Source organism: Klebsiella sp. CN_Kp091 (genome assembly GCF_040065095.1).
GTDB lineage: Bacteria > Pseudomonadota > Gammaproteobacteria > Enterobacterales > Enterobacteriaceae > Klebsiella > Klebsiella aerogenes.
In genome coordinates this window covers 1-23,132 of sequence record NZ_JBEAIO010000014.1, presented here as the reverse complement: position 1 = coordinate 23,132, position 23,132 = coordinate 1, and the positions used below count along the sequence as shown (strand labels likewise).

Annotated in this window: 20 protein-coding genes and 1 pseudogene; 14 read left to right on the top strand and 7 right to left on the bottom strand. The window is 54.4% G+C overall.

Annotated features, from left to right (window positions below):
* Positions 1-5: 5 nt before the first annotated feature.
* The 6 genes from rng to csrD all read right to left on the bottom strand — a co-directional run bounded on the left by rng (position 6) and on the right by csrD (position 6,909).
* Positions 6-1,475, bottom strand: a complete 1,470-nt coding sequence (gene rng / locus ABLV17_RS12450; RefSeq protein ID WP_015369465.1) for a ribonuclease G — start codon at positions 1,473-1,475, stop codon at positions 6-8.
* Positions 1,476-1,477: 2 nt separating this feature from the next.
* Positions 1,478-2,059 carry a nucleoside triphosphate pyrophosphatase gene (locus ABLV17_RS12445; RefSeq protein WP_087859171.1) on the bottom strand — a complete coding sequence of 194 codons (582 nt, stop codon included), beginning with the start codon at positions 2,057-2,059 and terminating at the stop codon, positions 1,478-1,480.
* Positions 2,060-2,067: 8 nt separating this feature from the next.
* Positions 2,068-2,556: a rod shape-determining protein MreD gene (mreD, locus tag ABLV17_RS12440; protein ID WP_087859170.1), complete on the bottom strand. Its 489-nt coding sequence runs from the start codon at positions 2,554-2,556 to the stop codon at positions 2,068-2,070.
* The gene (gene mreC / locus ABLV17_RS12435; protein WP_015369462.1) at positions 2,556-3,554 is read right to left on the bottom strand and encodes a rod shape-determining protein MreC; all 999 of its coding nucleotides are present in this window, start codon (positions 3,552-3,554) and stop codon (positions 2,556-2,558) included. The genes mreD and mreC overlap by 1 nt, the downstream gene beginning before the upstream one ends.
* Before the next feature lie 70 nt (positions 3,555-3,624).
* The gene (gene mreB / locus ABLV17_RS12430; protein ID WP_002918653.1) at positions 3,625-4,668 is read right to left on the bottom strand and encodes a rod shape-determining protein MreB; all 1,044 of its coding nucleotides are present in this window, start codon (positions 4,666-4,668) and stop codon (positions 3,625-3,627) included.
* 300 nt (positions 4,669-4,968) lie between these two features.
* Positions 4,969-6,909: an RNase E specificity factor CsrD gene (csrD, locus tag ABLV17_RS12425; RefSeq protein WP_015369461.1), complete on the bottom strand. Its 1,941-nt coding sequence runs from the start codon at positions 6,907-6,909 to the stop codon at positions 4,969-4,971.
* Positions 6,910-7,123: 214 nt separating this feature from the next.
* On the opposite strand from csrD, the gene ABLV17_RS12420 reads away from it, so the two are divergent.
* From ABLV17_RS12420 to fis, 11 genes and pseudogenes are all read left to right on the top strand, one after another.
* Positions 7,124-8,098 (top strand): MDR family oxidoreductase, encoded by a 975-nt coding sequence (locus ABLV17_RS12420; protein WP_113375046.1) that lies wholly within the window; start codon positions 7,124-7,126, stop codon positions 8,096-8,098.
* A 77-nt stretch (positions 8,099-8,175) separates the two neighbouring features.
* Positions 8,176-9,177, top strand: coding sequence for a protein-methionine-sulfoxide reductase catalytic subunit MsrP (gene msrP, locus ABLV17_RS12415; RefSeq protein WP_113375047.1), 1,002 nt, complete (start codon positions 8,176-8,178; stop codon positions 9,175-9,177).
* Positions 9,177-9,776: a protein-methionine-sulfoxide reductase heme-binding subunit MsrQ gene (msrQ, locus tag ABLV17_RS12410; RefSeq protein WP_087859167.1), complete on the top strand. Its 600-nt coding sequence runs from the start codon at positions 9,177-9,179 to the stop codon at positions 9,774-9,776. Before msrP ends, msrQ begins: the two co-directional genes overlap by 1 nt.
* 233 nt (positions 9,777-10,009) lie before the next feature.
* Positions 10,010-10,462: a type II 3-dehydroquinate dehydratase gene (gene aroQ, locus ABLV17_RS12405; RefSeq protein WP_015369457.1), complete on the top strand. Its 453-nt coding sequence runs from the start codon at positions 10,010-10,012 to the stop codon at positions 10,460-10,462.
* A 22-nt stretch (positions 10,463-10,484) separates the two neighbouring features.
* Positions 10,485-10,946: an acetyl-CoA carboxylase biotin carboxyl carrier protein gene (gene accB / locus ABLV17_RS12400; RefSeq protein WP_015369456.1), complete on the top strand. Its 462-nt coding sequence runs from the start codon at positions 10,485-10,487 to the stop codon at positions 10,944-10,946.
* 10 nt (positions 10,947-10,956) lie between these two features.
* Positions 10,957-12,306: an acetyl-CoA carboxylase biotin carboxylase subunit gene (gene accC / locus ABLV17_RS12395; protein WP_015369455.1), complete on the top strand. Its 1,350-nt coding sequence runs from the start codon at positions 10,957-10,959 to the stop codon at positions 12,304-12,306.
* Between the two features lie 110 nt (positions 12,307-12,416).
* Positions 12,417-12,659: a DUF997 family protein gene (locus ABLV17_RS12390; protein WP_087859166.1), complete on the top strand. Its 243-nt coding sequence runs from the start codon at positions 12,417-12,419 to the stop codon at positions 12,657-12,659.
* Entirely contained in the window at positions 12,649-14,100 is a 1,452-nt protein-coding gene (panF, locus tag ABLV17_RS12385; RefSeq protein WP_113375048.1) for a sodium/pantothenate symporter, read from the top strand. Before ABLV17_RS12390 ends, panF begins: the two co-directional genes overlap by 11 nt.
* A gap of 11 nt (positions 14,101-14,111) precedes the next feature.
* The gene (prmA, locus tag ABLV17_RS12380) at positions 14,112-14,993 is read left to right on the top strand and encodes a 50S ribosomal protein L11 methyltransferase (protein WP_113375049.1); all 882 of its coding nucleotides are present in this window, start codon (positions 14,112-14,114) and stop codon (positions 14,991-14,993) included.
* A 358-nt stretch (positions 14,994-15,351) separates the two neighbouring features.
* Positions 15,352-16,360 (top strand): annotated as a pseudogene (gene dusB / locus ABLV17_RS12375) (tRNA dihydrouridine synthase DusB).
* The gene (gene fis / locus ABLV17_RS12370; RefSeq protein WP_000462905.1) at positions 16,342-16,638 is read left to right on the top strand and encodes a DNA-binding transcriptional regulator Fis; all 297 of its coding nucleotides are present in this window, start codon (positions 16,342-16,344) and stop codon (positions 16,636-16,638) included. The pseudogene dusB and the gene fis overlap by 19 nt, the downstream one beginning before the upstream one ends.
* 85 nt (positions 16,639-16,723) lie before the next feature.
* Here the strand turns inward: fis and envR are convergent, their stop codons facing one another.
* Positions 16,724-17,380, bottom strand: coding sequence for an acrEF/envCD operon transcriptional regulator (gene envR / locus ABLV17_RS12365; protein WP_113375051.1), 657 nt, complete (start codon positions 17,378-17,380; stop codon positions 16,724-16,726).
* A gap of 356 nt (positions 17,381-17,736) precedes the next feature.
* Between envR and ABLV17_RS12360 the strand changes: the two genes are divergently transcribed.
* From ABLV17_RS12360 to ABLV17_RS12350, 3 genes are all read left to right on the top strand, one after another.
* Positions 17,737-18,876 (top strand): efflux RND transporter periplasmic adaptor subunit, encoded by a 1,140-nt coding sequence (locus ABLV17_RS12360; protein ID WP_113375052.1) that lies wholly within the window; start codon positions 17,737-17,739, stop codon positions 18,874-18,876.
* Positions 18,877-18,889: 13 nt separating this feature from the next.
* Entirely contained in the window at positions 18,890-22,000 is a 3,111-nt protein-coding gene (locus ABLV17_RS12355) for an efflux RND transporter permease subunit (protein ID WP_087859146.1), read from the top strand.
* A gap of 276 nt (positions 22,001-22,276) precedes the next feature.
* Entirely contained in the window at positions 22,277-22,498 is a 222-nt protein-coding gene (locus ABLV17_RS12350; protein WP_015369447.1) for a hypothetical protein, read from the top strand.
* The last annotated feature ends 634 nt before the right edge of the window (positions 22,499-23,132 follow it).

Here is a 23,132-nt window from a genome sequence, read left to right as displayed (position 1 = left end):
AATGATTACATCATTACCACATCGAACTGCTCTTGATTATAGAGCGGCTCAATTTGTACTTTGACCTGCTTGCCGACAAAGATTTCAACTTCCGCCAGCGCGTGGGACTCTTCCCCTTTCAGAGCTTCCGCGACGGCAGGTGAAGCATAGACCAGGAAGCGGTCTGAGTCATACGCATGATGCACGCGGACTATTTCGCGCATGATCTCATAACAGACCGTTTCGACCGACTTTACCGTACCACGCCCATGACAGGTAGGACACTCGTTACACAGCACATGTTCCACGCTTTCACGGGTGCGTTTACGGGTCATCTCGACCAGCCCCAGCTGCGAGAAGCCGTTAATGCTGGTTTTCACCCGGTCTTTACTCAGCGCCTGCTCCAGGGAATGCAGTACCCGACGACGATGATCTTCATTATTCATATCGATAAAATCAATGATGATAATGCCGCCCAGATTACGCAGACGCAGCTGGCGCGCGATGGCCTGCGTGGCTTCAATATTGGTATTGAAGATAGTGTCGTCGAGATTGCGGTGGCCAACGAACGCCCCGGTGTTGATATCGATGGTGGTCATCGCTTCGGTCTGATCGATGATCAGATAGCCGCCTGATTTCAGCTCGACTTTACGCTCCAGCGCGCGCTGGATTTCGTTCTCAACGTCAAAGAGATCGAAAATCGGCTGGCGGCCGCTGTAATGTTCCAGCTTGCTGGTCATTTCCGGGATGTATTCCGCGGTGAACTCCAGCAGCGCCTCGTAGGTCAGGCGCGAATCCACGCGAATGCGGTCAAGCTGAGCGTCGGCGAAATCGCGCAGCACGCGCTGGGCCAGCGCCAGCTCGCCGTACATCTGATAGCGGGTCTGGTTGCGCTTTTTGCGCTCCATGACTTTGGTCCAGACGCGCTTGAGGTAGGCCGCATCCGCCGCCATCTCTTGCTCATGCACGCCTTCCGCCGCGGTGCGGATAATAAATCCGCCCTGCTCGTCGCAATATTCGGTGACCACGCTTTTCAGACGTTCGCGCTCGGCCTCGCTTTCAATACGCTGCGATACGCCGACGTGCGAAGCTCCCGGCATAAAGACCAGATAGCGGGAAGGTATGGTGATGTCGGTGGTTAGACGCGCGCCTTTGGTACCCAGCGGGTCTTTCACCACCTGCACCATCAGGTCCTGGCCCTGACGCACTAGTTCGGAAATATCGCGAACGGTAAACTGCTTTTGCTCTTCACCCGCTACGCACTCGGTGTGCGGCATGATATCGGAAGCATGCAGGAAGGCGGCCTTATCCAGGCCAATATCTACAAAAGCCGCCTGCATTCCAGGCAACACACGACTGACACGACCTTTGTAGATATTGCCTACGATTCCGCGCCGCGCTTCTCTCTCAATATGAATTTCCTGCAGGATCCCGCCATCGATATACGCGACGCGCGTCTCGGATGGCGTTACGTTAACTAATAATTCAGCCGTCATCTTTATCCCTTTTCTTCACGCAGTGAGTTAAAGTTACTCAGCAACTCATACGTTTCCACCAGCGGTAAGCCGACTACGGCGTGATAGCTGCCATTTATCTTCCTGACAAAACAACCACCCAACCCTTGAATACCGTATGCGCCTGCTTTATCTAAAGGTTCGCCGCTGGCTACGTAGGTAGCGATATCCTGCTCGGAGAGCAGACGGAAGGTCACTTCCGTCACCACCAGGCAATCCAGCGTTTGCTGCTTATCCGCCAACGCCACCGCGGTCATCACCTGGTGGGTTTTTCCGGAAAGCATGCGAAGCATTTCTGCGGCGTGCCCGGCGTCGCGCGGCTTTTCCAGCACTTCGCCGTTAAGAATGACAATCGTATCCGCCCCCAACACCGGCAGATCGCGCGGCGCCATAGCAACGCCAGCCAGCGCTTTTTCACGCGCCAGACGCGCAACGTAATGCGCAGCGCTCTCCTGCGGGTCGCGCCGTTCCTCAATACCCGGAACCAGGCGTTCGAAAGAGAGACCAAGCTGAGTTAACAGTTCCTGCCGACGCGGGGAACCAGAAGCCAGATACAGAGTTGTCATATCAACCTTTATTGAACCGCAAATTGCTGACGCACTTTACGCATTAGCAGGAATAGCCACGGCCAGAGCACACCGTTTACTACACTACTCCAGAACACTTCCGGACGGAAAGAGACGTTGATCACTAAAAACTCTGCCCAGAAAACAATGATATCAACGGCAAGAGACAACAGCATGACCACCAGCGCCTGTTGCCAGAGCGCCAGATTACGGAACAGCTGATATTTTAAAGCGACCAGATAGGCAACAATACTTAACGACAGCGCGCGTACGCCGAGGGTCGAACCGCTGATGAGGTCGAGAACCGCCCCCATGACAAAGCCGGTACCGACGTTAACCCGATGCGGCAGCGCGAGGATCCAGTACAGCAGAATCAATAACACCCAGTTTGGCCGGAAGACGGTGATGTCCTGCGGCCAGGGCATAATCTGCAGCAATAGCGCGATAAGAAACGAGAGCCAGATAACCCAGCGTCCCTGGCTACGATAACTTGCCACTATTGCCCCCCTGCTGGCAGAGGTTGCGCGGACGGCGGCGGCGTCAGGCCCGTCGCCGGCGCCGGCATCTGCGGCCCCATAGCATCAGGCGCAGGCAGCACCTGCGGCATCATTTGCATCAGGCGCTCATTGGCAACGCGGTGAACCTCTTCCGGGGTCATCGGGTTGGCGCCGTTGCGATCGGCGCCCCACAGCAGCAGCAGATAGCGCAAACGCTGCAGTCCGGCGGTCGGACGGGCCTGGATCACCGTGTATGCACGCTGAGTATCCAGACGTACCGAGGAGACTACCCCAACCGGATATCCTTCCGGGAAGCGTCCGCCGAGCCCGGAGGTCACCAGCACATCGCCGACGCGAATATCGGTATTCGCCGGCAGGTGTTCAAGCTGTAAATCATCAGTGCAGCCGTTGCCGGCGGCAATCACGCGGATATCGTTACGCAGCACCTGGATCGGCAAGGCATGGGTCGCATCACAAATAAGCAGCACGCGGCTGGTCATTTTCGCAACCGCCACCACCTGGCCGACAACGCCCTTGTCGCTAATAACCGGCTGGCCTTCATATACGCCATTGACGCTGCCTTTATCGATAACGACCTGATCGCTGTAGGGGTCGTTAACCGTCGAGATAACCTGAGTCACCATCTTCTGCTCGTCCTGACGCAGCGGCGAGCCTAACAGCTCACGTAAACGGGCATTTTCTTGTTTGTATTGACCAAGCATCAGCAGATCGCTGTTTTTCAGCAGCAGTTCCTGACGCAGCGCGCGGTTTTCCAGTTCGAGCTGATCGCGGGTCGCCAGCGATTGCGATACGCTGTCGAGCAGTTCCCGGGGACCATTTGAGATAAAGTAGAAAGGACTGACGGCTGTATCCATGTACGTTCGGATCTGGCTGAACGTACCCAGGCGGCTGTCGGCGATAATGACGCCAAGCGCCACCAAAACCGCCAGAATAAGGCGAATCTGTAGCGACGGGCCACGGCTAAAAATTGGCTTCATAGGCTATGCGTATTCTCGTGTCAGTAAAGACCAGAGGCAGCCCTTAAGCTGCCCCAGACCTTCAGGCTGACTACTCTTCGCTGAACAAGTCGCCGCCGTGCATATCGATCATTTCCAGCGCCTTACCGCCGCCACGAGCGACGCAGGTCAGTGGATCTTCTGCAACTACGACAGGGATCCCTGTCTCTTCCATTAACAGACGGTCAAGGTTACGCAGCAGCGCGCCGCCGCCGGTCAGGACCATACCGCGCTCGGAGATATCGGATGCCAGCTCCGGCGGGCACTGTTCCAGCGCGACCATAACGGCGCTGACGATGCCGGTCAGCGGCTCCTGCAGCGCTTCGAGGATTTCGTTGGAATTCAGGGTGAAGCCGCGTGGAACGCCTTCAGCCAGGTTACGGCCGCGCACTTCGATTTCGCGTACTTCATCACCCGGGTAAGCGGAACCGATTTCGTGTTTGATACGCTCAGCGGTCGCTTCGCCGATCAGGGAACCGTAGTTACGACGCACGTAATTGATCACGGCTTCATCGAAACGGTCGCCGCCGATACGTACGGAAGAAGAGTAGACCACGCCGTTCAGGGAGATAACCGCGACTTCGGTAGTACCGCCGCCGATATCAACAACCATAGAACCGGTCGCTTCAGAAACCGGCAAACCTGCGCCGATCGCGGCCGCCATCGGCTCTTCGATCAGGAAGACTTCGCGGGCGCCAGCGCCCTGCGCGGATTCGCGGATAGCACGACGCTCAACCTGAGTCGCGCCAACCGGCACGCACACCAGCACGCGCGGGCTCGGGCGCATAAAGCTGTTGCTATGCACCTGTTTAATAAAGTGTTGCAGCATCTTTTCAGTCACGAAGAAGTCGGCGATAACGCCGTCTTTCATCGGGCGAATCGCCGCGATATTGCCCGGCGTACGGCCCAGCATCTGCTTCGCTTCATGACCTACAGCGGCAACGCTTTTCGGCGAACCGGCACGATCCTGACGAATGGCCACAACGGAAGGCTCATTCAATACGATGCCTTGTCCTTTTACATAAATAAGGGTATTCGCGGTACCCAGGTCAATGGACAGGTCATTGGAAAACATGCCACGAAATTTTTTTAACATACTAAGGGATAATCCTGAAAGCTGGGGCGGAAAACAAAATCCGCTTACTTTACCAACCACACGCAGCAGCGACAAGGCGCAAAAATCATCTGCTACGGTGAAAATTAGTGCAGTTCATTTCCTTTGTTACAAACATTTACGAAGTCCCTTCGGCGCTGAATAAATCAGCTGCGCTCCGTGCTCTGTTTGTACCTGTCAAAGGTCAGTCTTGCGTAAGTTGCGACATTCCGGCGGGTAGACAAGCACACCCCCTTTACTATGGCGCGCGTTATTCTACGTGAAATCACGCCAAACGGCAGATCAAACAGAGTATCTTTGCGAATATTTTTTCACATTTGTGTCAAGTGGCTGTGAGGCGGCAAAAAATTCCCCCTGACCACCGGTCACGCCGCATTGCGACAGCACCTGCCACTCGCTGCGACTGCGGACTCCCGTCGCAAAAACCTGTACCGGCATCCCTTTACAGGCCTCCACCAGACTTTGAACCAGTAACTGGTTCTCGCTGCGTTTTTCAATATTGCGCGATAGCCCTTGATGCAGCTTGATCACTTCCACATCCAGCTGCTTGATCCAACTGGTGCCAACCAGCGTCAACCCGGCCTGAACCACAGCGACGCGAATGCCCAGCGCGTTTATCAACCGCATAACCGGGTGTAAACGGCCGATATATTGACAAACATCCGCCTCTGCAAGTTCAAAAATAATCCGCCGACGTTGCGATTTTTCGCACTGCATCATGGTATCGCGCAGCCAGCGCTGGAAACGCGGGCGAATCAGCGACTCCACGGTCACCTGTAGCGCCAGCGTTTGATCCGGCCAATAACTTAATAACGGCAGCAAACGCGTAATCTGTAGGCGATCGTACTCTTCCGCTAAACCGAACTGCTGCACCATCGGCATATACTCGGCGGCAATCACCTCTTCTTTACCGTCATAGATGCGGCACATGAGCTCGCGGTGATGTACCCGCCCATCGCGCATGACCGCCGGTTTCTGATACAAGCGCGGGCCGCCGCGGCTGAGCATCTGCTCGATAAGCGTTCGCCAGCGCACGTTGCCACGCCCCTTCTCCGGCAGCGAATCATCGTAAACCGCCCAGCTATTACTCCCCTGCAGCACGGCGTTGCGGGTGGCGGCTTCAGCATGTTCCATCACCTGAGAGGTGGACTGGCCGCTGCGGAACGCGCAGATGCCGATATGCATCGTGTCGTCTTTATCCAGCACCCGCGTTGACGGCAGCGCATCCATCGCCTTCAGCAACTGCCCGGCAATACTATCAGCCTCTTTTAAAGTGCGATGCGGCAATAAGACGGCGAAGTCGCTACGGTGATAGCGCGCCAGTAGCGAGCCGGGATAGCGCATAATAAAAGTAGACAGCAAATTAATTAGCGTGAAGTAATGTTCTTCCGCCGCCGCCCGTCCCCAGTTATCGCGCAGCAGATCAAACTCCGGCAGGCGAATCATCATCACAATACCGTGCGCCCCCACCTTTTCCTGATCGTCCAGCAGCGTCGCCAGTTGATTATCAAAGAACAGGCGGTTGTTAAGGCCGGTTTTGGAATCCTGGGCGGCGTAGGAGCGAATCAGGGTATCCATGCGGCTGCGCTGATCGCTGGCGAACTGCAGCTCAGAGAGCAGCATATCCAGCGCGCTGCTGGTACTGGCCGGCCATTCATGAACCGAACCGCGCACCTGCGGCCCGCGCTCGCCGCTGAGAATGCGCCGCGCGCGCAGCTCCAGTAGCTCCTGTCCCGCCAGCTGGCGGCGGATCCAGCGAATCGAAAAGAAGATAATCAGCACCATGAAGCCGATGGCGAAGGAGAGCGGCGCGGTGACGTGAAGCGAACGGAAGTAATTGACCATCGGGTCCATGTAGACCAGACGAATCGAAATTCCGGGATGTTTGAGCGAGGGTACCGTCATTTCACGATACTGGTTGTTACTGCCCAGCGGACGGTAACTGTCGCCGCGGGTATGGCTGTAAAGCGATTTGCCGTTGAGCAGAAAATCAATATGTTCGACTTCTACCGGCGTGAGCAGCTCGTCCATTTGCGGTTCGAGCTTCTCAAAAGAGGTGGTCACCAGGCGGCTATCCAACATCGTCGCCACCGCCTGCACGCGATTCTCAACTTTAATCTGAATGCCGTTGTAAAAGCTCAGCGACGCGCCGATAAGCGTGACAAAAATCGTCAGGCTGGTGAGCAGCGTAACAAATGCTGAGAATTTCGTCGTTAATCGCATCCCTGTGTTAACTCCGCGTGTGAATAACTACCCGATGGGCATTCGGGCCCCTTTTAAGACTTTTACTTAAGTAAGTACTAACTTTCTGAAGCGACGCATACTACCAAAGCTGGCGTATCTGGCAATTTATTGCGTTACATCCACGTAATAATGCCGTTAGCGAGTATAGTCTGCAGAATAATTTTTCCAATCTTCAAACCGCGAGGAACCACATATGCAGGCTTTAATCTTAGAACAGCAGGATGGCAAAACCCTTTCCTCGGTGCAAAACATCGATGCCAACCTGCTGCCGCCAGGCGATGTGACTGTCGATATTCACTGGTCGAGCCTCAATTATAAAGATGCCCTGGCCATTACCGGCAAAGGAAAAATTATCCGCAACTTTCCGATGATTCCTGGTATCGATTTTGCCGGTACCGTCCATGCCAGCGAAGATCCGCGTTTTCACGTTGGCCAACAGGTGTTACTCACCGGTTGGGGCGTGGGAGAAAACCATTGGGGCGGCCTGGCCGAGCGCGCCCGTGTCAAAGGCGAATGGCTGGTGGCCATGCCTGAAGGTCTCGACGGACGCAAAGCGATGGCCATCGGTACCGCAGGCTTTACCGCCATGCTATGCGTGATGGCGCTGGAAGAAGCCGGGGTGCGACCGCAGGATGGCGAGATCGTCGTAACAGGCGCCAGCGGCGGCGTCGGCAGCACGGCAGTCGCTCTGCTGCATCATCTGGGTTATCAGGTGGCGGCGGTGTCCGGGCGCGAAAGCACCCATGACTATCTGAAAAGCCTCGGCGCGCAGCGTATTTTAGGCCGCGACGAGTTCGCTGAGAGCCGTCCGCTGGAAAAACAAATCTGGGCGGGTGCTATCGATACCGTCGGCGATAAAGTGCTGGCTAAAGTACTGGCACAAATGAACTACGGCGGCTGCGTCGCGGCCTGCGGCCTGGCGGGCGGTTTCGCGCTGCCGACCACCGTGATGCCATTTATCCTGCGCAATGTACGCCTGCAGGGCGTCGATTCGGTAATGACTCCGCCTGCGCGCCGCGCAGAAGCATGGCGCCGGCTGGTGCGCGATCTGCCTGAGTCTTTTTACGCGCAAAGCGCGACCGAAATCAGTCTGGCGGATGCCCCGGCCTTTGCCGACAAAATCATGAACAACCAGATCCAGGGACGTACGCTGGTCAAAATCGGCTAATCTGCAATTTTTCGTGACATATTCGCGATCGCGCTGCGCCTCCGTCATGCTTAGGAAAAAGTATGACGGAGGACGCCATGAAAACCAGAAAACTGACGGAAGCCGACGTAACGGCGGAATCGGTATTTAACCTGCAGCGCCGCCAGGTGCTGAAAATGCTCGGTATCGGCGCGACGGCGATGTCGCTCTCAACGAAGGCCCACGCCGACCTGCTCGATTGGTTTAAAGGCCATGACCGCCCGCCGGCGCCCGCCGGAAAGGCGCTGACCTTCGATAAACCCGCAGCATGGCAAAATAAGCTCGCCCTCACTCCGGAAGATAAAGTCGCCGGCTACAATAACTTTTATGAATTCGGCCTCGATAAAGCCGATCCGGCCGCTAACGCAGGCAGCCTGCGCACTGACCCCTGGACGCTTACCATCGGCGGCGAAGTCGCCAAACCCCTGACGCTCGATCACGACGACCTGACCCATCGTTTCCCGCTGGAAGAGCGTATTTATCGTATGCGATGCGTAGAGGCCTGGTCGATGGTCGTGCCGTGGGTCGGCTTCCCGCTGCATAAACTGCTCGCGCTGGTGGAGCCCACCAGCAACGCCCGCTACGTCGCTTTCAAAACGCTGTATGCGCCGGAACAAATGCCGGGACAAAAAGATCGCTTCATCGGCGGCGGCCTGACCTATCCCTATGTCGAAGGGTTGCGCCTTGATGAAGCAATGCACCCGCTCACGTTGATGAGCGTTGGCGTCTATGGGAAAGCGCTGCCGCCGCAAAACGGCGCGCCCATCCGCCTGACCGTGCCGTGGAAGTATGGATTTAAAGGGATTAAATCTATCGTAAGCATCGAATTAACCCGCGAGCGGCCGCCGACCACCTGGAATCTGGCGGCGCCGGATGAATACGGTTTCTATGCCAATGTGAACCCGCACGTCGATCATCCGCGCTGGTCGCAGGCCAGCGAGCGGTTTATCGGCGCCGGTGGCGTACTCGATGTAAAACGCCAGCCGACGTTACTGTTTAATGGCTATGCCGAGGAAGTCGCGTCGCTGTATCGCGGGCTTAACTTACGGGAGAATTTCTAGTGCGCCTGAGCGTTAAACAGATAGGCTGGCTGAAAGTTGTGCTGCATTTAGCCGGTTTTTTACCGCTGGTCTGGCTGTTCTGGGCCGGACATCAGGGCTATTTCAGCGCCGATCCGGCAAAGGATATCCAGCATTTTACCGGACGGATGGCGCTGAAGTTTTTGCTTGCCACCTTGCTTATTACGCCGCTGGCGCGTTACGCTAAACAGCCATTATTGATACGCACCCGCCGGTTATTAGGGTTATGGTGCTTTGCCTGGGCCACGTTGCACCTCACCAGTTATACGTTGCTGGAGCTAGGCATTAACAATCTGGCGCTGCTCGGTTCCGAGATAATCAATCGTCCGTATCTCACGCTTGGTTTAATCAGTTGGCTGGTTTTACTGGCGCTGGCGGCGACGTCAACCCAGTACATGCAACGAAAATTAGGCCGACGTTGGCAAACATTGCACAACTTCGTCTATCTGGTGGCGATCCTCGCCCCTATTCATTATCTGTGGTCGGTGAAGATTTTATCGCCGCAGCCGCTGATTTATGCCGGACTGGCAATAGTACTTTTAGCCAGCCGCTACAAGAAGTTTCGCCAGTGGTGGCGCTAATCTCCGGATATGTGCAGTTCCCCGCAGAACGTTTATCAACCGCGACTCTTTTTACGATAGCGGTTGATAATCTTCCCTGATAAGACCAGTATTTAGCTGCCAATTGCTACGAAATCGTTATAATGTGCGACTTTGGTTTTCCTGAAGGGGTTTTCGAACCCTGAAAAGGTGACAAGCGCGTATCGAAGGTATATTTTGTTTTTTACCCGAGGTTAGCAGGAGATAGCTGCACAATGGCTGACAAGTTTCGCATTTTGCTTTTGAACGGACCAAACCTTAATATGCTCGGCAGCCGTGAACCCGAGAAGTACGGTTCGCTAACGCTGGCAGAAATTGTTAACCGTTTAACCGCAGAAGCGGAAGCGCTAAACGTGACGCTCGACCACCTGCAATCCAATGCGGAGTTCGCGCTCATCGACCGAATTCATCAGGCTAAAGACTCTGTGGACTATATCCTGATCAATCCGGCCGCGTTTACGCATACCAGCGTGGCCATCCGCGACGCGCTGCTTGCCGTGAGTATCCCGTTTATCGAGATTCACCTGAGCAACGTGCATGCGCGCGAGCCGTTCCGTCACCACTCGTATCTGTCTGATGTCGCCTCGGGCGTAATCTGCGGATTAGGTGCGGACGGCTATTCATACGCTTTACAGACGGCGGTCAAACGCCTGTCACAAACACACTAAACAAAGAGTACGGAACCCACTCATGGATATTCGTAAGATTAAAAAACTGATCGAGCTGGTTGAAGAATCAGGCATCTCCGAACTGGAAATTTCTGAAGGCGAAGAGTCTGTACGCATCAGCCGTGCAGCGCCTGCTGCTAGCTATCCGGTAATGCAGCAAGCCTATGCTGCGCCAATCGCCCAGCCTCAGGCGCCAGCCGCCGCAGCGCCGGCAGCAGCACCTGCCGCTGAAGCGAAAGCGGAAATCAGTGGTCACATCGTACGTTCCCCGATGGTCGGTACTTTCTACCGCACCCCGAGCCCGGACGCGAAAGCCTTTGTGGAAGTCGGTCAGAAAGTTAACGTGGGCGACACCCTGTGCATCGTAGAAGCGATGAAAATGATGAACCAGATCGAAGCCGACAAAGCCGGCGTGGTTAAAGCCATTCTGATCGAAAGCGGCCAACCTGTAGAATTCGACGAGCCGCTGGTTGTCATCGAGTAACGAGGCGAACATGCTGGATAAAATTGTCATCGCTAACCGTGGCGAGATCGCACTGCGCATCCTGCGTGCCTGTAAAGAACTGGGCATCAAGACCGTTGCTGTGCACTCCACCGCGGATCGCGATTTAAAACACGTATTATTAGCGGATGAGACGGTCTGCATCGGCCCGGCTCCGTCCGTAAAAAGCTATCTGAACATCCCGGCTATCATCAGCGCAGCGGAAATCACCGGCGCGGTAGCGATTCACCCGGGTTACGGTTTCCTTTCCGAGAACGCTAACTTTGCCGAGCAGGTTGAGCGCTCCGGTTTCATCTTCATCGGCCCGAAAGCCGACACTATCCGCCTGATGGGCGACAAAGTGTCCGCCATCACCGCAATGAAGAAAGCTGGCGTTCCGACCGTTCCAGGTTCTGATGGCCCGTTGGGCGACGACATGGACGCTAACCGCGCGCATGCCAAACGCATCGGCTACCCGGTTATCATCAAAGCCTCCGGCGGCGGCGGCGGTCGCGGCATGCGCGTCGTGCGCAGCGACGCTGAACTGGCGCAATCCATCTCCATGACCAAAGCGGAAGCGAAAGCGGCTTTCAACAACGACATGGTCTATATGGAGAAGTACCTGGAAAATCCTCGTCACATCGAGATTCAGGTGCTGGCGGACGGCCAGGGCAACGCTATCTATCTGGCGGAACGCGACTGCTCCATGCAGCGTCGTCACCAGAAAGTCGTCGAAGAAGCGCCGGCGCCGGGCATTACCCCGGAACTGCGTCGCTACATCGGCGAACGTTGCGCGAAAGCCTGTGTGGATATCGGCTATCGCGGAGCGGGTACCTTTGAGTTCCTGTTTGAAAACGGCGAGTTCTACTTCATTGAGATGAACACCCGTATTCAGGTAGAACACCCGGTTACCGAAATGATCACCGGCGTTGACCTGATCAAAGAACAGCTGCGCATCGCGGCGGGTCAGCCGCTGTCTATCAAGCAAGAAGAAGTGCAGGTTCGCGGCCATGCGGTAGAATGCCGTATCAACGCCGAAGACCCGAACACCTTCCTGCCGAGCCCGGGTAAAATTACCCGCTTCCACGCGCCGGGCGGTTTTGGCGTGCGCTGGGAGTCTCATATCTACGCCGGTTACACCGTACCGCCGTACTATGACTCAATGATCGGCAAACTGATCTGCTACGGCGAAAGCCGTGATGTGGCGATTGCCCGCATGAAGAATGCGCTGCAGGAACTGATCATCGATGGCATCAAAACCAACGTTGAGCTGCAGATGCGCATTATGAGCGACGAGAACTTCCAGCATGGTGGCACCAATATCCACTATCTGGAGAAAAAACTCGGACTGCAGGAAAAATAATCCTGTACTCGCAGCAAAAGGCCGGATAATCCGGCCTTTTTTCTTTTTCTCTCCCCTCGACTTTTCCATGCGGTACAATCCCCGCTTTCTTCATCCTCAAGGGACAAAAAATGGACAAAAGATTTGTTCAGGCCCATAAAGAAGCGCGCTGGGCGCTGTGGCTGACCCTTCTCTATCTTGCCGCCTGGCTGGCTGCGGCCTATTTACCGGGCGTCGGTATCGGCTTTACCGGCCTGCCGCACTGGTTCGAACTGGCCTGCCTGCTGGTGCCGCTGCTGTTCATCCTGCTGTGCTGGGCGATGGTGCGCTTTATCTTCCGTGATATCTCTCTGGAGGATAACGATGCAGCTTGAGATTATCGTGGTGCTGATCGCTTATCTGTTTGTGGTCTTCGGGCTATCTCTTTACGCGATGCGTAAACGCAGTACCGGGAACTTCCTTAGCGAGTACTTCCTCGGCAGCCGATCGATGGGCGGTTTTGTATTAGCCATGACCCTCACCGCTACCTATATTAGCGCCAGCTCGTTTATCGGCGGCCCCGGCGCCGCGTACAAATATGGGCTGGGCTGGGTACTGCTGGCGATGATCCAGGTACCGACTATCTGGCTTTCTCTCGGGATCCTCGGCAAGAAGTTCGCGATCCTGGCGCGCCGCTACAACGCCATTACCCTTAACGATATGTTGCAGGCGCGCTACCAAAGCCGCGCGGTGGTATGGATTGCCAGCGTCAGTCTGCTGGTGGCCTTTGTTGGGGCCATCGCGGTGCAGTTTATCGGCGGCGCGCGCCTGCTGGAAACCGCCGCCGGGATCAAGTACGAAACCGGACTACTGATATTTGGCATCACGATTGCGCTCTACACCGCTTTTGGCGGCTTCCGCGCCAGCGTACTCAACGATACGATGCAGGGGATGGTGATGTTGATCGGAACGATCGTCCTGCTGGTTGGCGTCGTCCATGCCGCCGGCGGCCTGCATCAGGCGGTAGACACGCTCCAGCAAATCGATCCGCAGCTGGTATCGCCCCACGGCGCGGATGATATCCTCACGCCAACCTTTATGACCTCGTTTTGGGTGCTGGTCTGTTTCGGCGTCATCGGCTTGCCGCATACCGCCGTACGCTGTATCTCTTATAAAGACAGTAAGGCCGTACACCGCGGGATCGTTATTGGCACTATCGTAGTAGCGATACTGATGTTCGGTATGCATCTCGCCGGCGCTCTTGGCCGCGCCGTCCTGCCGGGCCTCACCGTGCCCGATCAGGTGATCCCGACGTTAATGGTTCAGGTGCTGCCGCCGTGGGCCGCTGGGCTGTTTTTAGCTGCGCCGATGGCCGCGATTATGTCTAACGTTAACGCCCATTTACTGCAGGCATCGGCTACGATCATTAAAGATCTATGGCTCAGCGCTCAGCCGACGAAAAAGCGTAATGAGCAGAAGCTGAAGCAGATCTCAACGATCGCCACTTTAGTGCTGGGCATACTCATGATGCTGGCCGCCTGGCGGCCGCCGGAAATGATTATCTGGCTTAATCTGCTGGCCTTTGGCGGCCTGGAAGCGGTGTTCTTATGGCCGCTGGTATTGGGCCTTTACTGGGAGCGGGCAAATGCTGCCGGCGCGCTCAGCGCGATGTTAGTCGGCGGCGTACTGTATGCCGTGCTCGCGACGTTTAATATTCAGTACCTGGGCTTCCATCCTATCGTGCCCTCGCTGCTGCTAAGTTTGTTGGCTTTTGTCGTCGGGAACCGCTTCGGTCAACCCGTACCACCAGCCCCTATTATGACTACTGATAAATAAAGAGTTTTGCCATGCCTTGGATCCAACTAAAACTGAATACGACCGGCGCTCACGCGGAAGAACTGAGCGACGCGCTGATGGAGGCCGGCGCGGTCTCGATTACCTTCCAGGACACCCACGACACGCCGGTGTTCGAGCCGCTGCCGGGTGAAACCCGTTTATGGGGAGATACCGACGTTATCGGCCTGTTCGATGCGGAAAGCGACATGAACGAAGCGGTTGCTATCCTTGAGCAGCATCCGCTGCTCGGCGCCGGCTTCGCGCATAAAATTGAACAACTGGAAGATAAAGACTGGGAACGTGAGTGGATGGATAACTTCCACCCGATGCGTTTTGGCGAACGACTGTGGATTTGCCCGAGCTGGCGCGATGTTCCTGATGAGAATGCGGTCAACGTGATGCTTGATCCTGGACTGGCATTTGGTACCGGCACTCACCCGACGACCGCGATGTGTCTGCAGTGGCTCGACGGCCTCGATCTGCAGGGCAAAACGGTTATCGATTTTGGCTGCGGTTCCGGCATCCTGGCCATCGCCGCGCTGAAGCTCGGCGCCGCCAAAGCTATCGGTATTGATATCGATCCGCAGGCCATTCAGGCCAGTCGTGATAATGCCCAGCGCAACGGCGTCTCCGAACGTCTTGAACTTTATCTGCCGCAGGATCAGCCAGAAGCCATGAAAGCCGATGTGGTGGTCGCAAACATCCTGGCGGGCCCATTGCGTGAGCTGGCCCCGTTAATCAGCGTGCTGCCGGTTACAGGCGGCCTGCTGGGCCTTTCCGGAATCCTGGCAAGCCAGGCGGAAAGCGTCTGCGAAGCCTACGCTCCGCTCTTCACCCTTGACCCGGTGATGGAGAAAGAGGAGTGGTGCCGGATTACCGGCCGGAAAAATTAAGTGAGACTGCGGCCTACGGGCCGCATTTTTGTTTCCAGTAACCGTCGAATATTGCCAGGAAATGAGAGCCGGATCGCATTACGATGCCCTTTTTTGGCTACAAAAACAGCGTTTTATCCCGTCTCGTATCGCCTTCATCTCAGAAAAATCGAGAAGTTTTGTGATTTTATAATTGGACACAAATTACCCCGTTGTTAATAACGTAATGATTAATATGATAATTTATTCACGGCTATTACGTTACTCCTGGATTCATTGATCTGTAACAGAGGATTGGTCAAAGTTTGGCCTTTCATCTCGCGCAAAAAATGCGTAATATACGCCGCCTTGCAGTCACAGTATGGTCATTTCTTAACTCATGCGCATCGGACACCACCAGCTCAGAAATCGCCTGATCGCAGCACCTATGGCTGGCATCACTGACAGACCATTCAGGACGCTGTGTTACGAGATGGGAGCAGGTTTAACCGTCTCCGAGATGATGTCCTCCAACCCGCAGGTATGGGAGAGCGACAAGTCCCGGTTACGGATGGTGCACATTGATGAGCCCGGTATTCGTACCGTGCAAATCGCCGGTAGCGTACCGGAAGAGATGGCCGCGGCCGCCCGTATTAACGTGGAAAGCGGCGCCCAGATTATTGATATCAATATGGGGTGCCCGGCTAAAAAGGTGAATCGTAAGCTCGCTGGTTCAGCCCTCTTGCAGTATCCCGATCAGGTGAAGTCAATCCTGACCGCGGTCGTCAAGGCAGTGGACGTTCCGGTGACTCTCAAGATTCGCACCGGTTGGGAACCGGAACACCGTAACTGTGTAGAGATTGCCCAACTGGCTGAAGAATGTGGCATTCAGGCTCTGACTATTCACGGACGCACTCGCGCCTGCTTGTTTAACGGAGAAGCTGAATACGACAGTATTCGGGCAGTTAAGCAGAAAGTTTCCATTCCGATTATCGCGAATGGCGACATTACTGACCCGCTTAAAGCCAGAGCCGTGCTCGACTACACGGGGGCTGACGCTCTCATGATAGGCCGTGCGGCTCAGGGAAGACCCTGGATCTTTCGGGAAATCCAGCATTATCTGGACACTGGGGAGTTGCTGCCCCCCCTGCCGTTGGCAGAGGTTAAGCGCTTGCTTTGCGCGCACGTTCGGGAACTGCATGACTTTTACGGTCAGGCAAAAGGGTACCGAATCGCGCGTAAACACGTCTCCTGGTATCTCCAGGAGCATGCTCCAAATGACCAGTTTCGGCGCACATTCAACGCCATTGAGGATGCCAGCGAACAGCTGGAGGCGTTGGAGGCATACTTCGAAAATTTTGCGTAATAGAAATAAAGAGCTGACAGAACTATGTTCGAACAACGCGTAAATTCTGACGTACTGACCGTTTCTACCGTTAACTCTCAGGATCAGGTAACTCAAAAGCCCCTGCGTGACTCGGTTAAACAGGCACTGAAGAACTATTTTGCTCAACTGAATGGTCAGGATGTTAATGATCTGTATGAGCTGGTATTGGCTGAAGTTGAACAGCCACTGTTGGACATGGTGATGCAATACACCCGTGGTAATCAGACCCGCGCTGCCCTGATGATGGGTATCAACCGCGGTACTCTGCGTAAGAAACTGAAAAAATACGGCATGAACTGATATTAATCAGTGAATTGCTGGATTAAAAAGGCGCTCTTCGGCATGGGGAAGCGCCTTTTTTTATGGCCTGAGTTTTTATACTGAATTACTGCCCCACGGCAGCCATCGGCCACCCGCTATGGTCAGGTTGCTGCAACGATAACGCCGACATAATATTGTCTACCAGCACGGGAGCCTGCTGATAGAGATTGAATTGTTCAGGATCCATTAACCAGTTTTTAATAATTCCTGTAAAAGCCCCGTGTAATATAATCAACGTAATTTCGATATTTGTTTCCGCTGGTAATAGTCTGTTTCTGACACAGCATTGTAGTACGTCACGGACTATCGCGTAATTAAAGCCAATTCGCTTGCGAATTTCCGTTTCCGGTAACATATCGCTGGCGAACTCACATTTATGATAAAGAATCTGTAATAGTGCCTGCTGCCGGGGATTCTCAGCGATATATTGCAATCCGGTAATAAATTTTTTACGTAACCCGGTTAACGGATTTTGGTTATCCAGTTCCCACTGCTGATGAGGCAGTAACTCTCTGAGCGGCGGTTGCTGCTGCCACATCTCATTAAACAATTCAGCCTTGCTGGAAAAATGCCAGTACACCGCCCCACGCGTGACGCCAGCGGCGTCGGCGATATCAGTGAGAGTGGTATTGGTGACGCCGCGCTGTGCGAACTGCTGAATAGCGGACTCAATCAGGAGTTGACGCGTTCTTAATGCGTCCTCTTTGGTTTTTCTGGCCATAACCTTTTCCCACTCGCAACCTAACGGTGAATACAGAATTGACTGATACATCTGTCAATTTAGCATTCCAAAGAAAATATTATTTAGCAAAAATGCAGATGCGAATATTTAATTACGAGGAAATATAATACACACGGCAAATATAAATACAAAACACATTCACGGAAGAAATATTAAAGAGAAACGAACTAAACCAACTGCCTGTTTTTTGTTTTTGCGTGCCTTGTTCATTGCTCAAAAATAACTATTCCTTACATCCACCGGTGTTTATTTGTAGGATAACGAACCGCTTTAATATTCATTATTTCTTCGCAGATTCGCCGCCCTATCCGGCCCGTAATCTATAAGGAACAGCAATGACGAGTCATGCCAGAGTTTCTCTTTTATCCAGCTTAATTATCTCCGCCTTGTTGCTTACCGGTTGTGATAATTCAGGCGATCAACAGGCACAGCCACAAGCGCCTCAGGTTAGCGTGCATGTGGTGCACAGCGAACCGCTTTCTGTGACTACCGAACTACCGGGGCGAACTTCTGCTTTTCGCGTCGCTGAAGTTCGCCCCCAGGTCAGCGGCATTATCCTGAAACGCAACTTTGTCGAGGGCAGCGATATCAAGGCCGGTGAATCGCTCTATCAAATCGACCCTGCCACCTATCAGGCGGCCTGGAATAGCGCCAAAGGCGACGAGGCGAAAGCTGAAGCCGCGGCGGCTATCGCCCATCTGACGGTGAAACGCTATGTCCCTCTGCTTGGAACTCAGTATATCAGTCAGCAGGAATACGATCAGGCCGTCGCGACCGCGCGTCAGGCCGATGCCGACGTCGTGGCGGCTAAAGCCGCGGTCGAAAGCGCCCGTATCAACCTGGCGTACACCAAAGTGACTTCGCCCATCGACGGGCGGATTGGTAAATCCACCGTGACCGAAGGCGCGCTGGTGACCAACGGCCAGGCGGACGCCATGGCGACGGTGCAGCAGCTCGATCCGATCTATGTCGACGTAACCGAGTCCAGCAACGATTTTATGCGCCTGAAACAGGAAAGCCTGCAGCGCGGTGATGACAGTAAAAGCGTGCAGCTGATTATGGAAAATGGCCAACCCTATTCCCTGAAGGGATCGCTGCAATTTTCTGACGTGACCGTCGATGAAAGCACCGGGTCCATCACCCTACGCGCGGTATTCCCTAATCCGCAACACACTCTACTGCCGGGCATGTTTGTCCGCGCCCGTATCGATGAAGGCGTCAATCCGCAGGCGATTCTGGTACCGCAGCAGGGTGTTACCCGCACGCCGCGCGGCGATGCCACGGTGATGATCGTCAATGCGCAGAACCAGGTAGAAAACCGTGAAGTCACCGCCGCACAGGCGATCGGCGATAAATGGTTAATCACCGGCGGTCTGCAAAACGGCGACAAAGTCATCGTCAGTGGATTACAGAAGGTTCGCCCGGGCATCACCGTGAAGACGACGGAAGATACCGCTGCCCCTGCCGCACAATAAGGTATGAATCGCTATGTCTAAGTTCTTTATTCATCGACCGGTGTTTGCGTGGGTGCTGGCAATCATCATGATGATTGCCGGTGGCCTTGCCATCATGCAGCTTCCTATCGCGCAATATCCCACGATTGCGCCGCCCGCGGTAGCCATCTCGGCAACCTACCCGGGCGCGGATGCGCAAACCGTGCAGGATACCGTTACCCAGGTTATCGAACAGAATATGAATGGTATCGATAATCTGATGTACATGTCCTCTACCAGTGATTCATCCGGTAGCGTGACCATCACGCTCACTTTCGAATCCGGCACCGATCCGGATATCGCGCAGGTACAGGTACAGAACAAACTGCAGCTGGCGACGCCGCTACTGCCGCAGGAAGTACAACAGCAAGGTATTAGCGTTGAGAAATCCAGCAGCAGCTTCCTGCTGGTTGCCGGTTTTATCTCTGATAACCCAAACACTACCCAGGATGATATTTCCGACTACGTTGCCTCTAACATCAAGGACCCTATTAGCCGCCTTAACGGCGTGGGCGATGTGCAATTGTTCGGCGCGCAATATGCCATGCGTATCTGGCTTGACGGCAACTTGCTGAATAAATATAACCTCACGCCGGTCGATGTTATTAACCAACTGAAGGTGCAAAACGATCAGATTGCCGCCGGGCAGCTTGGCGGTACGCCGTCGGTTAAAGGTCAACAGCTCAATGCCTCGATCATTGCCCAGACTCGCCTGAAAGATCCGGAGGAGTTCGGTAAAGTCACCCTGCGGGTTAACGCCGATGGTTCCGTGGTTCGCCTGAAGGATGTCGCGCGTATTGAACTGGGCGGCGAGAACTATAACGTTGTCGCCCGTATTAACGGCAAACCCGCCTCTGGCTTGGGGATTAAACTGGCGACCGGCGCCAATGCGTTAGATACCGCTACGGCGATTAAAGCGAAACTTGCCGAGCTGCAGCCCTTCTTCCCGCAAGGGATGAAAGTTGTTTATCCCTACGACACCACGCCGTTCGTTAAAATCTCCATTCACGAAGTGGTTAAAACGCTGTTTGAAGCCATTATCCTCGTCTTCCTCGTGATGTACCTATTCCTGCAGAACATCCGTGCAACGCTTATCCCGACGATTGCCGTGCCGGTGGTTTTGTTGGGCACCTTTGCGGTACTGGCGATGTTCGGCTACTCCATCAACACGCTAACCATGTTCGGCATGGTGCTGGCGATAGGGCTACTGGTCGACGATGCCATCGTGGTGGTGGAGAACGTCGAGCGCGTGATGGTTGAGGAGAAGCTTTCCCCCGTTGAAGCCACCGAGAAATCAATGGAGCAGATCCAGGGGGCGCTGGTTGGTATCGCCATGGTGCTCTCGGCGGTATTCGTCCCGATGGCCTTCTTTGGCGGCTCGACCGGGGCGATTTATCGTCAGTTCTCCATCACTATCGTTTCCGCGATGGCGCTGTCTGTACTGGTCGCGCTGGTACTGACCCCGGCGCTGTGCGCAACCATGTTAAAGCCAGCATCCGCAGACCATCATGGCAAAAAGGGGTTCTTCGGCTGGTTTAACGCCAGGTTTGACCAAAGCGTTAACCACTACACCAACAGCGTAAGCGGGATCCTGCGCGGCACCGGGCGCTATCTGGTTATCTATCTGCTGATTGTTATCGGCATGGCCGTACTGTTTGTCCGCCTGCCGACATCATTCTTACCTGATGAAGACCAGGGCGTGTTCCTGACCATGATCCAACTGCCCGCAGGCGCCACCCAGGAGCGTACGCAGAAGGTGCTTGATTCCGTCACTGACTACTATCTGCAGAAAGAGAAAGCTAACGTTGAAAGCGTGTTCACCGTTAACGGCTTTAGCTTCAGCGGACAGGGCCAAAACTCCGGTATGGCCTTCGTTAGCCTGAAACCGTGGGAAGCACGCAGCGGTACGGAAAACGGTGTCGAAGCCATTATCAAACGCGCCACTGCCGCCTTTGGGCAGATTAAAGATGCGATGGTCTTCCCGTTCAACATGCCGGCCATCATCGAATTAGGTACCGCGACTGGTTTCGACTTCGAACTGATTGACCAGGGCGGTTTAGGACACACACAGTTGACCCAGGCCCGAAACCAGCTTCTGGGGATGGTAAAACAACATCCGGCTCAACTGGTACGTGTTCGCCCTAATGGCCTTGAGGATACGCCGCAGTTTAAACTCGACGTCGATCAAGAGAAAGCGCAGGCGCTGGGCGTTTCACTATCTGACATTAACGAAACGATCTCGGCAGCGCTTGGCGGCTACTATGTGAATGACTTTATCGACCGCGGCCGCGTGAAAAAGGTCTACGTTCAAGCCGATGCCAGCTTCCGTATGCTGCCGGGTGATATCAATAATATGTATGTCCGCAGTTCTAACGGTGAAATGGTACCGTTCTCGGCATTCGTCACCTCACGTTGGGTATATGGTTCTCCGCGCCTTGAGCGTTACAACGGCCTGCCTTCGATGGAGATCCTCGGCGAAGCGGCTCCGGGCAAGAGTACCGGGGAAGCGATGGCGCTGATGGAGCAACTGGCCAGTAAACTACCTACGGGTATTGGCTATGACTGGACCGGCATGTCCTATCAGGAGCGTCTCTCAGGCAACCAGGCGCCAGCACTATATGCAATTTCGCTGATAGTCGTCTTCCTCTGCCTGGCTGCACTCTATGAAAGCTGGTCTATTCCATTCTCAGTTATGCTGGTTGTGCCATTAGGGGTTATCGGCGCATTATTAGCAGCTTCGCTTAGAGGATTGAATAATGACGTTTATTTCCAGGTCGGCCTGTTAACCACTATTGGTTTATCTGCGAAGAACGCTATTCTTATTGTCGAGTTCGCTAAAGATCTTATGGATAAAGAAGGCAAAGGCATTATTGAGGCGACCCTGGAAGCATCTCGTATGCGTCTGCGCCCTATATTAATGACTTCATTAGCCTTTATTCTCGGGGTCATGCCATTAGTGATTAGCCATGGAGCTGGTAGCGGCGCGCAAAACGCTGTCGGTACCGGTGTGATGGGCGGTATGCTTACCGCAACGCTGCTGGCCATCTTCTTCGTGCCGGTGTTCTTTGTGGTCGTAAGGCGTCGCTTTACCCGCCACGCAGAATAATCGACTATAATTATCAAGGCGCCACGCGGCGCCTTTTTTTATATCTATCAGAACAACAAGTTAGTAGAAATATTAATTTTTTATCTTCGACTAACGCCTTGAAATATCCCCTCTGCATATTTTCTTCATTATTTCTCATTTCTCTTCACGATATTTACTCTGCTCATAATTTGAGATTATTTCCCCTTCCGGGCCTGGGTCATTGCGATGGTAAAATAAGCTATTCCGTTATGTGTTGACATCGTTGACAGCAAACGGTTATTTAGAGGTAATACCATGAAAAAATTAATATTAGTGACATTGTTAGCAACGTTGCTTGCTGGCTGTGCCCATGATTCCCCGTGCGTGCCTGTCTATGACTCGCAGGGCCGACTGGTGCATACCAACACCTGTGTAAAAGGCACAACACAGGATAACTGGGAAACAGCTGGCGCGATCGCCGGTGGTGCCGCAGCGGTTGCCGGTCTCACGTTAGGTATTGTGGCGCTTACTCGTTAGCGATTCCTCGCCATAATGCTCAGCCGGGAGGTATCCCTGTCGGCTTATTCCCCAGAAAGGCAAAAGGCCCAGTCACACGACTGGGCCTTTTATTTATATTGATATGGTCGCTTTCCCCGGGGGCGGCGCGATGCGCCTTTCCCGGGCTACGATTTTTGTAGCCCCGGTAAGCGTAGCGCCACCGGGGACCTGGCGGCGCGTCTGGCCGCAAAAGGCAAAAGGTCTTCCGACTGAGCCTTTCGTTTACGTTGGTATGACAACGGCTTTCCCCGGGGGCGGCGCGAGGCGCCTTTCCCGGGCTACGATTTTTGTAGCCCCGGTAAGCGCAGCGCCACCGGGGAGATAGACGCCACACAGCAAAAAAACCTGCACCTTCCGGTACGGGGTTCTTCTTGTTTGATGCCTGGCAGTTTATGGCGGGCGTCCTGCCCGCCACCCTCCGGGCCGTTGCTGCGCAACGTTCAAATCCGCTCCCGGCGGATTTGTCCCTACTCCGGAGAGCGCTCATCGACAAACAACAGATAAAACAAAAGGCCCAGTCTTTCGACTGAGCCTTTTGTTTTATTTGATGCCTGGCAATTCCCTACTCTCACATGGGGAGACCCCACACTACCATCGGCGCTACGGCGTTTCA